The sequence below is a fragment of the uncultured Campylobacter sp. genome, assembly GCF_938030685.1.
GTDB lineage: Bacteria > Campylobacterota > Campylobacteria > Campylobacterales > Campylobacteraceae > Campylobacter_B.
The window spans coordinates 1-12,709 of the sequence record NZ_CALHHX010000088.1 but is presented as its reverse complement, the minus strand read 5'-3'; the positions used below and the strand labels follow the sequence as shown (position 1 = coordinate 12,709).

Annotated in this window: 12 protein-coding genes; all 12 read left to right on the top strand. The window is 38.9% G+C overall.

Features of this window, described 5'->3' with window-relative positions; translation table 11 throughout:
- Positions 1-50: 50 nt before the first annotated feature.
- The 12 genes from Q0369_RS04225 (at position 51) to cas1 (ending at position 12,340) form a co-directional block, all read left to right on the top strand.
- Positions 51-539 carry a tRNA (cytidine(34)-2'-O)-methyltransferase gene (locus Q0369_RS04225; protein ID WP_298096419.1) on the top strand — a complete coding sequence of 163 codons (489 nt, stop codon included), beginning with the start codon at positions 51-53 and terminating at the stop codon, positions 537-539.
- Entirely contained in the window at positions 527-1,888 is a 1,362-nt protein-coding gene (locus Q0369_RS04220; RefSeq protein ID WP_298096416.1) for an endonuclease/exonuclease/phosphatase family protein, read from the top strand. Before Q0369_RS04225 ends, Q0369_RS04220 begins: the two co-directional genes overlap by 13 nt.
- Positions 1,885-2,019, top strand: coding sequence for a hypothetical protein (locus Q0369_RS04215; RefSeq protein WP_291937682.1), 135 nt, complete (start codon positions 1,885-1,887; stop codon positions 2,017-2,019). Before Q0369_RS04220 ends, Q0369_RS04215 begins: the two co-directional genes overlap by 4 nt.
- The gene (glyS, locus tag Q0369_RS04210) at positions 2,003-4,030 is read left to right on the top strand and encodes a glycine--tRNA ligase subunit beta (protein WP_298096411.1); all 2,028 of its coding nucleotides are present in this window, start codon (positions 2,003-2,005) and stop codon (positions 4,028-4,030) included. The genes Q0369_RS04215 and glyS overlap by 17 nt, the downstream gene beginning before the upstream one ends.
- A gap of 72 nt (positions 4,031-4,102) precedes the next feature.
- Entirely contained in the window at positions 4,103-4,834 is a 732-nt protein-coding gene (locus Q0369_RS04205) for a CRISPR-associated endoribonuclease Cas6 (RefSeq protein WP_298096407.1), read from the top strand.
- Between the two features lie 116 nt (positions 4,835-4,950).
- Complete coding sequence (locus Q0369_RS04200) at positions 4,951-6,744, top strand: TM1802 family CRISPR-associated protein (RefSeq protein ID WP_298096404.1); 1,794 nt, start codon at positions 4,951-4,953, stop codon at positions 6,742-6,744.
- Positions 6,744-7,661: a type I-B CRISPR-associated protein Cas7/Csh2 gene (gene cas7b / locus Q0369_RS04195; RefSeq protein ID WP_297949074.1), complete on the top strand. Its 918-nt coding sequence runs from the start codon at positions 6,744-6,746 to the stop codon at positions 7,659-7,661. The genes Q0369_RS04200 and cas7b overlap by 1 nt, the downstream gene beginning before the upstream one ends.
- Positions 7,662-8,375: a CRISPR-associated protein Cas5 gene (gene cas5, locus Q0369_RS04190; protein WP_298096401.1), complete on the top strand. Its 714-nt coding sequence runs from the start codon at positions 7,662-7,664 to the stop codon at positions 8,373-8,375.
- Positions 8,365-10,542, top strand: a complete 2,178-nt coding sequence (gene cas3, locus Q0369_RS04185; RefSeq protein WP_298096399.1) for a CRISPR-associated helicase Cas3' — start codon at positions 8,365-8,367, stop codon at positions 10,540-10,542. Before cas5 ends, cas3 begins: the two co-directional genes overlap by 11 nt.
- Positions 10,542-11,039, top strand: coding sequence for a Dna2/Cas4 domain-containing protein (locus Q0369_RS04180; RefSeq protein ID WP_298096396.1), 498 nt, complete (start codon positions 10,542-10,544; stop codon positions 11,037-11,039). Before cas3 ends, Q0369_RS04180 begins: the two co-directional genes overlap by 1 nt.
- Before the next feature lie 8 nt (positions 11,040-11,047).
- Positions 11,048-11,326 carry a CRISPR-associated endonuclease Cas2 gene (gene cas2 / locus Q0369_RS04175; RefSeq protein WP_298020167.1) on the top strand — a complete coding sequence of 93 codons (279 nt, stop codon included), beginning with the start codon at positions 11,048-11,050 and terminating at the stop codon, positions 11,324-11,326.
- A gap of 15 nt (positions 11,327-11,341) precedes the next feature.
- Positions 11,342-12,340, top strand: a complete 999-nt coding sequence (gene cas1 / locus Q0369_RS04170; RefSeq protein WP_298096393.1) for a CRISPR-associated endonuclease Cas1 — start codon at positions 11,342-11,344, stop codon at positions 12,338-12,340.
- Positions 12,341-12,709: the final 369 nt, after the last annotated feature.

Sequence of the window (12,709 nt, the reverse complement as noted above, 5' to 3'; positions counted from 1 at the left end):
GCGGAATTTTAAATCGCAAAATTCTGCTCATGCAAAATCGGTGATTTTTGATGTTTAATATCGTGTTAGTATATCCGCAGATCCACACAAACACTGGCTCCATCGGGCGTATGTGCGTCAATGCGGGGTGCCGCTTGCATCTGATCAAGCCGCTGGGATTCCTCATCGACGATAAGCATCTGCGCCGCGCGGGGCTTGATTATTGGGCGAGCTTGGATCTTAAAATTTGGGAAAATTGGGATGAGTTTATGGCGGCGAACGAGAAATTTAAGCAGCGCTTCTTTTTTGCGACTACGAAGACGAACAAGCTCTACTACGAGGCGAAATTCAAGCCGGGCGATTTTTTGATTTTTGGCTCGGAGGGGCACGGGCTGCCGCTTGAGATCATGCGCACAAATCGCGAAAACTGCATCACGATCCCGATGAGCGGGGCGGGGCGCAGTTTAAATTTAGCCACCAGCGTGGGCATCGTAACCTACGAAGCGATCCGCCAAAATATCGATAAATTCGACTTTAGGAGCGCAGTTTGCGAGTTTTAGCGCTACTTTTTGCGATGTTTTTCTGCGGCGCGAGTGCGGCGGAGCTGAAAATCGCATCGTTTAACGTGCAAAATTTATTCGACGGCGTAAACGACGGCACGGAGTACGCTGATTTTGAGATCGGGCGCGGTGGTTGGAGCGAGCAAAAATACGAGCGCAAGCTGCAAGCGGTAGTGGATGAGATAAGCGCGCTTAATGCCGATATTTTGGGGCTGCAAGAGATCGAAAACGAAGCTGTGCTAAAAGCGCTTGCACAGAAGGCGGGCTATAAATTCTACGCTTTTTCGCGCGCACAGACTGCACCTGCGGGCGTGGCGGTAATGTCGCGCATACCGATAAAATTTCAAAAAACCTACCGCCCGACAGAGCTTAAAACTAGAGATATTTTGCGTGCTGATTTTGCGCTTGGCGGCACTGATTTTAGCTTTTATGTCGTGCATATGCTCTCTGCACGCAATCCGCTAAGCGAGCGCAGGCGAAATTTCGCCTTTTTACGCGAGGTTTTGCAAGGGCACCAACGCGCTATCGTAGCGGGAGATTTTAATACGAATTTCGGGCGAAATTCTTTGCTAAACGAGCTTATCGAGCGCGATGGATTTAGTGATTTGTGGGCGCTGCATCCCTGCTCGCAGTTAAAGTATTTTGGCTCTTGTGAATCTCACGAAAGAGGTGCGGTGCTCGATCATATCTTGCTTAGCGACGATTTTTTTAGTAGCGAGCCGGGATATAAAAAGGACAGTTTCGCGGTTGCTAAATCCTCTACCGCTTCCGATCATTTCCCGATTAGCTTCATTCTGACGGACGAAGGCGCTTTAAAATCTATGCCGAAAAAGCAAGAATTTTTAGCTAAAAATACCGCTAGTGCCGCAAAGACCGTCACGATAGAGGAGCTTTACGGGCGCATTATAAGTGAGCCCGTGCTGATAAAAGGCGTAGTCGTGAGCTTTACAAACCGCCACGGCTTTGCAATTTCTCAAGATGGAAGCGGAGTTTTTGTCTATGGCGGCAGCGGGCTACAGCTAGGCGACAAACTCGATCTGCTAGTAAAAAAGACGAAATTTTACAAACAAAGCTTTGAGATCGACGATTTCGAGATCGTAGCTAGAAGCGGCAACGTAGGCTCTATCGCACCATACGTTTTGCCTAGCGCATCGGTGCGGCAGCTGCGCGCAGGAGATGTGATAAGCGCGATTAAAGGTGACGTTAAGGACGGCATAATTGATCTAAAAAGCACGGGAGAGTTTAGAATTTTTCGCAAAAGCGCTCCTGTACAAAACGGCAAAAATTTAGAATTTAAAAATGCCTATTTTACGATTTATAAAGGGCAAAAGGAATTTATAGTAGAATGATACACGCCGTTATAACCGCACTTTTCGTGCTTTTTATGATATTTATGATCGTAGGATTTAACCGCGAAATGATGGAGAAAAACGAAAAACGAAATCAACGAAAAAAGGATAAAGATGGAACTACTCATTGAGATTGGGGTCGAGGAGCTGCCTGCGATCCCGTTTTTAAAAGAGCGTGCGAATATCGCGTCAAAATGGCGTGCGGTGCTTGAGGCTAACCGCATAAATAGCGACTTTCGCTTCGAATTTAGCCCGCGTAGATTTGTGCTATTTCACGAGGATTTTCCACAACGCGGCGATGATGCGCAGATCGTAAGCACGGGCGCGCCAAAATCCGTCGCGCTCAAAGACGGCGCGTGGAGCCCTGCGGCGCTAAGTTTTGCTAAAAAATGCGGCATAAGCGAAAGCGAGCTGGAATTTCGGCAGGTGGGCGGCAAAGAGGTGCTCTACCACGCTGCGGTGCAAAAGGGGCGCGATAGTCGTGAAATTCTAGGCGAAATGATAGAGGAGTTTTTACGATCACTAAATTTTGGACGCGCTATGCGCTGGGGTAGCGGCGAGTTTGAGTTTATCCGTCCGATAAGAAGCATAGCCTGCGTTTTGGGCGGTCAAAACGTAAATTTTGAAATTTATGGCGTGCGAAGCGTGGCTGCATTTTTTCCGCACCGAAAATTTGGCTATGAAGCGATTAAATTTAAAGACGCCGCAGATTATTTTACACTGCTGGAGCGTAACGGCGTAATTTTAAGCGAGCAAAAAAGAAAAGATAAAATTCTAAGCGAGTTTGTAAAGCTCGAGAAAAAGCATGGTTTTAAGATCGAGGTCGATCCTGCGTTGCTAGATGAAGTAACGGCGATCACCGAGTACCCGACGGCGCTGCTAGGCAGCTTTGAGCGAGATTTTTTAAGCGTGCCAAAAGAGGTCATTATCACTTCGATGAAGGAGAATCAGCGCTATTTTCCCGTTTTCGAGGGTAAAAGCCTAAGCAATCACTTCGTTGTCGTTAGTAATGCGATCACCGATGATGACGAGCTGGTGATACGCGGCAATGAAAAAGTTTTACGCGCGCGCCTAAGCGATGCTATGTTTTTTTGGAAAAGTGATTTGCAAGCGGAATTTAGCCCTGAAAAACTTAAGCAAATCTCCTATATGCAAGCCCTTGGCTCGGTTTATGATAAGCAGGTGCGCGAGCTAGCCGTAGCAAAGGCACTGAGCGCGGATTATGCTACGCAGATTGAGGCGGAGATCGGCAAAAAGGATTTCGCACTGGATGTGGAAAATGCCGTAATGTTTAGTAAAGCAGACCTTAGCAGCACGATGGTGGGCGAATTTAGCGAGCTTCAAGGCATTATGGGTAGCTACTACGCCGAGCACGCTGGACTGGCAAATCATGTATGCCGCGCGATACGCGAGCAATATCTGCCTAGTGGCGAAGATAGTGAGCTGCCAAGCGGTGTATTTAGTAGCGTAATCGCTGTGGCGATGAAATTTGAAACACTCCTGGGGCTTTTTAGTATCGATAAAGTTCCAAGCGGTAACAAAGATCCGTATGCGCTTCGCCGCGCAGCTACTGGGCTAATTAAAATTTTACTAAATCAAAGATTGAGCTTTGATGCGAATGCGCTGGCGCAGAAGCTGGCGCCAAATTATAAGAAATTTGACATTTCTAAGCTGCTGGATTTTATAAAAGATAGGTTATACGGAATTTTTGACGAGATAAATCCGTCCGTGATCAAGGCGTGCATCGCAAGCGGCGAAAATGATCTATTACTACTAAGCAAGGCCATAAAGGCGCTGGGCGAGATCGCAGCAGCAGCGGATTTTGCAGAAAATTTCGCGACTTTTAAGCGCCTAGCCAATATCATCAAGGACGAAAAAATAGGCGCGGTGGACGAAAATCTATTCGAACACGACGCTGAGCGCGCGCTAAATGCGGCGTTCAGGGCGATTAAGCTCAACGAAAACGACGTGAGTGGGTATCTGCGCTCGCTATTTGGGCTTAAAGACGTGATTGATGATTTTTTCGATAACGTAATGATAAACGTCCAGGATGTCAAGATACGCGCAAATCGTATCGCAAATATCGGGCAAATTTATCGCGCGTTTTTGCAGTTTGCCGATATCAAAGAGATAGGATTTTAATCCCACTTAGAGCTCGTTTGCCCAAGGTTTACACGAACCTTGGGCAAAATTTTACCGCGCAAAGGAGCGCAAATGCTAATCATCAACGCAAAATTACCAACTAAAAATCTAAAAATCACAAAATCTCTCTCGCAGCTGATTCAGGGCTTTCTTTATCGCTATCTACCGGCTTCAGAGCACGTAGGATATAGGCACGAATCAAGCGGTAAAATTTTTAAACGCACGGTGTTTGATTTTATCTTGCGAGGAGAGGACTTGCGCGTGCGATTTGCTTCATGCGAGCCGGAGTTTGAACGTAAAATCGCGCTAGCAGTGCTAAAAGACGGGCTAAGCTTGGGTGAAATTCTATTTACGCAAACTACCGTCGAAGCGAAAAATCATAAAATTTGCGAGAACGAAGCTATTGTGCAAGGCTACGTGGCGTGCGCAGTAAGTGGGCTTTTGGGGCATAAGGTTTATTTGCAGCCGCAAGATAGTAGGCATTTAGAGATGATGAAGACGAATATTTTACAGCGATTTGAAACGATTATGGGGCGAAAATATGATGGCGAAATGGAATTAAATTTATTGTGGCAAAAGCTGGGTGAGTCTGTGAAATTCTATTATGGCAACAACCGCGAGCCGGTATATGCGTGGCAGGCAAGATGGAAAATTGTAGCTAATGCTGAACTAATAAATTTGATCCTTGGCACGGGTGCTGGAAGCGGGTGCATGAACTACGGAGTAGGGGTTTTGGAGGTTGTAAAGCAAGACTGCATTAAAGCACAAATTTCAAATCCTAAAAAGGATGATTGCTTGCTTTAAAACCGATTGTATAATAAAAATTTAAAAAAGGCAAATTATTTCATTAAAACACAATAACTATTGATAATATAATTAAAATTAGTTATAATTCGCGTATATTTTAGAAAGGATAAATTTTGGGCGATATAGTTAAAATTTTTTCTAGTATCGGCGAAATTTACGACAAACAAAAAACTAAAATTAACAACAAGAGCTATGAATACGATGCTATTAAAATTTATCTTTGTGATATTAAAAGTAAAGAAATATTGGTAAATAACAATATTTCAAGAGACGATTTAATAGTTTGTAGATTTGGCATAGGTGCGAATTCTGGCAATTTGTTCCCTAATGTCCAATTCATTAGCAAAGCCGTAAAAGACGATACTCCTAAATTTATAAAAGGAATTTTAAAAGCCGTAAAAAATATGCTCTCTTGCTTCAATCCTGACGATATCAAAAATGATAAAATATTAACGGATTTATCTAGCTTAAACGAGAGCTTTTTTGATGATATTTTAAGTGAAATTGTAGCTCTACAAGAAGAGCCTAAGAAAAAGGGCATGAAAGTAGCTACTTTTTTTGCATTATCTTGGGAAGGTAGGCCGATTTCAGCGTATTTCAAAAATATTTTTACGAGTCATTTAAGCGATAGTAATAATGGTAAAACTGCCAAAATTTATGGTTATGATATGCTTACAAATAGTATGGGTATCGGCGGAGATGCGAATTTGGCGTTTTGTTCCGTAAATGAGCTACCGACTGCTTTACAAGACATTAAAGTTAGATTACTACCTCTAAATAGTGCTAATGCAAATTTAGTTAAAAACGGTTTTATGGCAATTGATAAGGAATTATCTCTTAATTTTTACGGGGATAAAATGGCGGTCTTACCGACGTTAATGGTAAATGATGTAAATTTATTAGAAAAAATAGTGGAAATTTTAAAAGATCCGAGTGAAAAGAAAAAAGATCTGCAAGGCATACAAAATATCGAAGAAAGTATTAATTACGAGTTGGAATCCGTAGCTAAAGCGCAAGCAAATATGCCCGTGCTAAATACAATTCTATTTTATAAAAAAAGCAATGCTGCGGTTAATGTATTATTGCAAATAGATGATGTATTGCCGTCTTATATTTCTAAAATTTCCGATTTAATGGGTAGATATAATATTAGGGCGATTAGACGAAAAGATAGTAAAGATCAACAAGACGATACTATTTACATGCAAAATTTATTTCTTAAAAACATTGATATTATGAATTTTTTATTATCACAAAACAGGATAAATTTAGATGATATGATGGAAAAATACACTGCTTTGATTTATAAAGGCAATATTAACTCTAGCTATGCGTCAAAAATAAAATGGGGATTTTATTTTAATCGCGTTAAGACATATCAAAATAGAAGTATAGAAAGTATCGAAAAATATCAAAATTTCTTTAATGAAATGGGTGCTTTAAATGAAAAAATATCATTTGCAAGGGAGGTTAATTTGCAAGGCTTAAGCGATAAAAAAGAGTTAATAAACTCGATTTTGAAAAATAGCGAATTTCTAAAAGATAATGAAGTATTGCAGAGCGCATATTTGCTAGGAATGATGTCTGCAGGGTTGATAAATCGTCAATTTGCTATTAGCAAAAATAGTTCATTCGAAAAATGGCTGAATAATGCCGGACTAATTACGAAAGAGCTTTTAGAACGGATTTGGACTAAGTGCGATGAAACTAACAAAAAACTCTCCAATGTATCGCGAGGAAAAAGAAGTGCTAATATAGAAATCATGCGCGATATTTTGATTGGAATTTTACCAAGTGCGTTTTTATCTCAAAAGCGGGTTAAGAGCGCTTATGTAACTCTGGCTTTTGCTATGGGCGGAAGTGATTTTACGAAATATATTAAAGATAACACTCAAGGAGACGAGTAATGAAAAAGAAGGAAATTCTATTTCTTTGGGACGGCGAAAATTTTAATCCAAACGGCGATATGCTAAGAGATAACGCTCCTAGGATAGACGATGAGACGGGTATAGCAGAAGTTACTGATGTACGTATAAAGCGAACAATTAGAGATGAAATTATGAAAAAAGACGAAAGTGCGATTTTCATTAAAGAGTATAAAAGAGATGAAAATATCTTAGATTGCAAAAGCGCAATACGTGAAGTAATTAATGTAAAGCAAGAAAAAATCGAGATTGAAAAAGAAATTTTATCTAAATTTATCGATATTCGCGCATTTGGTGGAGTTTTGCCGATATCGGATAAAGACGAGATGAAAAAAGAAGGCATAAAAACGGCAGGAATTCAATTTGTTGGACCCATTCAGTTTAGAATGAGCAGATCGCTTCATAGAGTTGCGGTAGAGCATATAAAAGGCACCGGCGCATTTGCAAGTGGTAGCGATAAGGCGAATAAAACGTTTAGGGAAGAAGATTTTTTAAATTATGCAATGTTTGCAACTTACGGAATAGTGGATAATCATAGTGCAAAGATTACAAATTTAAGTGAAGATGATGTAAAAGTGATTTTAGGCGCGCTCTGGAGCGGGACTAAAAATTTAATTACTCGCACGAAAATGGGTCAAATGCCTAGATTTATGCTAGTAATTACATATAAAAATGATACTTTCGCTGGAGATTTAAATAACTGTGTGGCTATAAATAGTAGCAAAGAAGATGTGGAGATAAGAAGTATAAATGATTTTACAATTGATTTTTCTAGATTAAAAGCTAAACTTACTAGATACGCGCAAGAGATCGAAAAAATAGAGTATATGAGCGATTTTGACTTCGAGCAAAATAACAGATCACAATTTGATAGTAATTGGATAAAAATAGGATTTTAAATGGATATAATAGCTTTTGAGCTATCGGGAGATTACGCGCATTTTTCTCATCCAGCTACTATCTACTCGTCTCTTACATATCCGGTGCCGCCAAAGACTGCTGTCATGGGGCTTTTGGGAGCAATTATAGGTGAAATGAATTATTTTAAACTTAACGATATAGGTTATAGCGTTATTTTAAGTTCGCAATTTCGCAAAAAAACTATGATTTTTAACGGTATAAAATTTGCTCTATCGTCAAGTATGCATATCGAACAAGGCTATCAAGATTCTAGCGAGAAAAAGCAGTTTTATAAAGAGCTAATAAAGGATCCCAGATATATCATATTCGTTGATTTAAGTGCTTTAAACGCTTCTTATAAAGAAAAGATAATCGACAGCTTAAAAGCTCACAAATGTGTCTTTACACCATATTTAGGTATAAATTTTTGTATAGCGGATTTTAAATATATCGAGATAAAAAATTGTGAATTGGTGCATGAAAAAGAAAGTTTTATAGATACGTTTGTTTTGATGGATGATTTCATATTTGATGCACAAAGCTTTGATATCAGACTTACTACGGCTCGAATGGCTTGCGGATGCGAAGAGGGTCGAATTTTTAAGGATTTTAAAGATTTCGTTATCAAGCTAGGCGGCAATAGTCAAATCAAAGCAAAGAATAGAGGAAATATTTATCAAATAAATGACTACAAGGTCTACTTTGCAAAGTGAGCCGCTATCACATCCTAACAAACTACTAATAAAGCATATAACAAATATGCTTGCCGAAGCGGATAGTAGGCTTTTGCAATGCGTTAAAATTTATCACGATATAGCTAAGCTAAAAACTAATTTTCAGATTTATATAAAAAATCCTACCGAAAAAATTGCAGATAAAAATCATGCTTTATTATCCGCTTACATATTTTTACTAAATTCAGAATTTAATGAGCTAGATACGGCTTTTGGGTTTTTATCCATCGTATCACACCACGGAAATGTAGAAAATTTTTGTGAGCTTACAACGCAAAATAAAAATTTCGGCAAATATTTTGAGAGCTCGAAAGAGCTAGGCTTTTGGGATGAAGTCTTAGATAAAGCTTTAGGTTTAGAAATTTACGAAGATATTAAAAGGGATAAAAATGAGCTTTTAATTAAAGCTAAACATTTAAGAGAATACTTCAAATTTGCGAAAAAGAAGTTTGATTACGATGACTTTTTAAATTTCAAAGACATATTTTCGTCGCTTATTTATAGTGATAAATATGAAGCTATTTTTAATCAAAGAATTCCTGTTTCTAAACCGGCGAATTCTAATACGATCGAAAAATATATCAAAGCCTTGGAAAATCGTAAGCCAAACGCAAAAAGAAGCGAGTTTAGAAAATTTGTTTTAAATAATTTCGATGTAAATCATAATCTTTTTACTTTAACTGCGCCTACAGGCTACGGTAAGACTTTGACTGCGCTAAATTTTGCCGCTAAATTTAATAAAGAACGTATTATTTACGTGCTGCCGTTTACGGCTATCATAGATCAAGTTTATGATGAGATAAAAGAGATTTTCAAAGACGATAAAAATATATTAATTCATAAAATTCATCACAAAACTACGATAGATGAAAGCACCCCGCAAGATCGCTATTCTAAAGTTAAATTTTTGATGGATTCCTTTAGCGGAGATATTAACGTAACTACGCTATATCAATTTATATTTGCACTCTTTGGAAACAAAAATAAAGATAGCGTAAAATTTAACCGATTAAAAAATAGTGTAATAATAATCGATGAGGCGCAGGCAGTACCGTATAAGTTCAGGGCGGATTTTATGAAACTTTGCGAGATGATGGCGGAGAAATTTGGCTGCATTTTTATCTTTATGTCCGCTACGATGCCTATTGTTGATGCGACTAAATTTCAAGAAATTTCAAATTTAGATTATTTCAAAGATCAAAATAGATACGTTTTAAAGTGGTTTGATGGCAATGAGAGTGCTTTAAAAGACAAGATTAGACAATTAGCAAAAAGCAAAAATACACTAGTCGTCGTAAATACCATTAAAAAAGCGCAAGAGCTATTTTTGGAATTTTACGATGAATTTAAAATTTTTTGCCTAAACGGATATATGTGCGACGATCACAAACGAAAAAATATCGAAAATATAAAAGATGCAATTGCAAAAAATAAAAGTGGGCGCGGTGATCCGATCTTGCTAATTTCTACACAGTCTATCGAAGCTGGCGTGGATTTGGATTTTGATGTCGGATTTAGAGAGATAGCGCCCATTAGCTCGATTATCCAAACTGCCGGTCGCATAAATAGAAATTTCGCAGCCCTGGGAGAATTATACGTATTTAACGATATTTGCGACTATTCCGATCTCATTTACGGTGATTTAAAACGCATTAGCGATAATATTTTGGTAAAAATTCTAAAGCAAAGAGATATCATCGAAAGCGAAATTTTAGATATTTCCACTAGGTATTTCAGCGCCATAAAGCAAAGCCTAGAGAGTTTATTTTTGGTGGAGCAGATGCGAGAGCTCGGATTTTACGATATAAACGAAAAGATTAGCGAGGCGATGGATGATAGACTTAAAATTTTAGTAATAATTGAGCCAAAAGAAGATTATATTAAAGAATTTCAAAATGAAATTTTTGAAATCAATAGGCTTGATATGGACAAATTTAATAAGAAAGATATATTTACGAATACTATTAAGAAAATTAATAGATTTGGTGTAAATATCACAGAATTTGATGCAAAGCGTTTAAATATAAAGCGTATTGATGGGCTAAAAGATGTCTATTATTTACCATTCGGCGATACTTCGTACAATAATAATTTCGGGATTAAAAAGGACGCCGCCTTAAATCTCAAAAATGAGTTTTTCGACTAATGTTTTGCAAAGACCAAATCGCCGGCACGCTTGTGAATTATTACGTCACCTGTAAGCGCGAGGCGTGGCTTTACGCACACAATATTCACGCCAATCAGGAAGATGAAAACATGCTAATGGGCAAGGCGCTAGCAGACATCAAAGAGAACGGTTTGCAAGAATTCGCATTTTCAAATTTGAAATTTGACAAACTTTCCAAGCAGCGCGGACACTATCTCATCACCGAATATAAAAAGAGCCTAAAAAATCCAGAAGCAGGCAAGATGCAGCTACTTTTTTACATCTATCTTTTAAAAACAGGCTTAAATTTAAAAGAGGTGAAAGGCAAATTAATTAGCGGCAAAACCGTCATAGCCATTGAGGATAATGCCGAAAATTTCACTAAAATCGAAACAATTCTAAACGGCATTGCCGCCCTTGTGAATGAGCCAAAGCCGCCTAAATTTAGCCCGCAAAAGATTTGCGAGAGTTGCGCTTATCGTGATTATTGCATTTAGGAGATAGAATGTACGCTATTTTATTTTACGATATTTCAAGCAGCGACGAAAAGGAGAAAAATAACGCTGCGCGCGTCCGAAAGGCGGTTGAGAAGTTTCTGCCTCGCGTGCAATTCAGCGTTTTTGAGGGTGAAATCAGAGCGAGCGATCTTAAAAAATTAATGGCGATTTTGCAAAAAGAATGCTCTAACAAGCTTGATTCGGTAGTAATTTATACTTTTAATTCGCTCAAATATTCACAGCGCCTAGTCATCGGACGCGATAAAAACGAAGCGATTTTCAGCTAAAATTTAAGGATAAAGATGCAAAAATCGGATCGCACGCATTTTATTTTGAGCCCCGGCCGATTGCGCCGCAAAGATAATAATCTATACTTCGATAAATTTAACGACGAGGGCGGAATTTTAACTAGTAAAATTTTGCCGATTAATGCAATTGATGAAATTTATATTTTGGCGCGGGTAGAGCTTAATACCTATGCTATGGCGTTTTTGGCTGATAATAACATTTTGTTGCATATTTTTAGCGCCTATCAGAGCTTCCGCGGCAGTTTTTTCCCGAATACTTCAAATTCTGTAAACAAAAGCGGCTTTGTACTTTTGGCGCAGCTGCGGGCTTTTGATGATCTTTCTAAGCGCCTTTTTATCGCTCGCGAGATTACTCGCGCTCGCATCTTAAATGCAGCTATTAATTGCAAGGCTTATGGCGTCTCGCTCGATACTGCGCCGCATCTGGATGCCCTAGCGCGCGTCTGCGACATAGCAGCGGTAATGGCGGTGGAAGGCGGCTTTGCCAAGCAGTATTTCGCGGCCTGGAACGAAATCATCGAGGATCAGTGCAGTTTTAAATTTAAGACACGCTCCAAACGCCCGCCGGCGGATAAAATTAACGCTCTCATTAGCTATGTAAATACGCGCATTTATAACGTCTGCCTCAGCGAAATTTACAAAACCGAGCTTGATCCGCGCATTGGCTTTTTACACGAGCCAAACTACCGTGCGCTAAGTCTGCATCTAGATCTTGCAGAGATTTTTAAGCCGATCTTAGGTGATAGATTAATTTTTGGAATGTTAAACAAACGCGAGATTGCGGCAAAAGATTTTGAAACGGATGCGGGGCGTATTCGATTCGGTAAAGAAGCGGTGCAAAAAATCGAGCTAAAAATGATTGAGAAACTATCATCTTGCGCGAACGTAGCGGGACAGAGCTTAACCTGGCGTCAAATTATCCGTCGCGAGGCCAATCAGATTAAAAAATACGTCTGTGAAGGCGTGCCTTACGAGGGGCTGGTATGGCGGTAGGTCTCAGGGCTTCGAGCTTAATTTATGCTTTTTTAATCTTAACTAGAATCACTTACGCCTATAGATTACGCCCTCTTAAAATGCATGTGCTTTTGAAATAAATTTGATCTGAAGCACGGAACGGCGAACGAATTGGCTTTAAAAACACATATGTTTTTAAAATTTCAGCTTTTTATTATTCACACTTAGATTTTTGAATATCTTTATATTTAGATTTTAACATTTGCACTCACGATACATATAGATAGCGATAAAGTTGCTTTTAAGATTCTGAAATGCCTAATTTTGGGCATTGAACAATCGGGAGCTTTTTTAAATTTAGTCCATTTTAAGGCATAAAAATATATACTCCTAACACTTTCTACCTAG

What these genes read in the sequence shown, in the direction of transcription:
- Q0369_RS04225 (WP_298096419.1), top strand. Translation starts at nt 51, where the DNA reads ATGTTTAATATCGTGTTAGTATATCCGCAGATCCACACAAACACTGGC.
- Q0369_RS04215 (WP_291937682.1), top strand. Translation starts at nt 1,885, where the DNA reads ATGATACACGCCGTTATAACCGCACTTTTCGTGCTTTTTATGATATTT.
- glyS (WP_298096411.1), top strand. Translation starts at nt 2,003, where the DNA reads ATGGAACTACTCATTGAGATTGGGGTCGAGGAGCTGCCTGCGATCCCG.
- Q0369_RS04205 (WP_298096407.1), top strand. Translation starts at nt 4,103, where the DNA reads ATGCTAATCATCAACGCAAAATTACCAACTAAAAATCTAAAAATCACA.
- cas7b (WP_297949074.1), top strand. Translation starts at nt 6,744, where the DNA reads ATGAAAAAGAAGGAAATTCTATTTCTTTGGGACGGCGAAAATTTTAAT.
- cas5 (WP_298096401.1), top strand. Translation starts at nt 7,662, where the DNA reads ATGGATATAATAGCTTTTGAGCTATCGGGAGATTACGCGCATTTTTCT.
- Q0369_RS04180 (WP_298096396.1), top strand. Translation starts at nt 10,542, where the DNA reads ATGTTTTGCAAAGACCAAATCGCCGGCACGCTTGTGAATTATTACGTC.
- cas2 (WP_298020167.1), top strand. Translation starts at nt 11,048, where the DNA reads ATGTACGCTATTTTATTTTACGATATTTCAAGCAGCGACGAAAAGGAG.
- cas1 (WP_298096393.1), top strand. Translation starts at nt 11,342, where the DNA reads ATGCAAAAATCGGATCGCACGCATTTTATTTTGAGCCCCGGCCGATTG.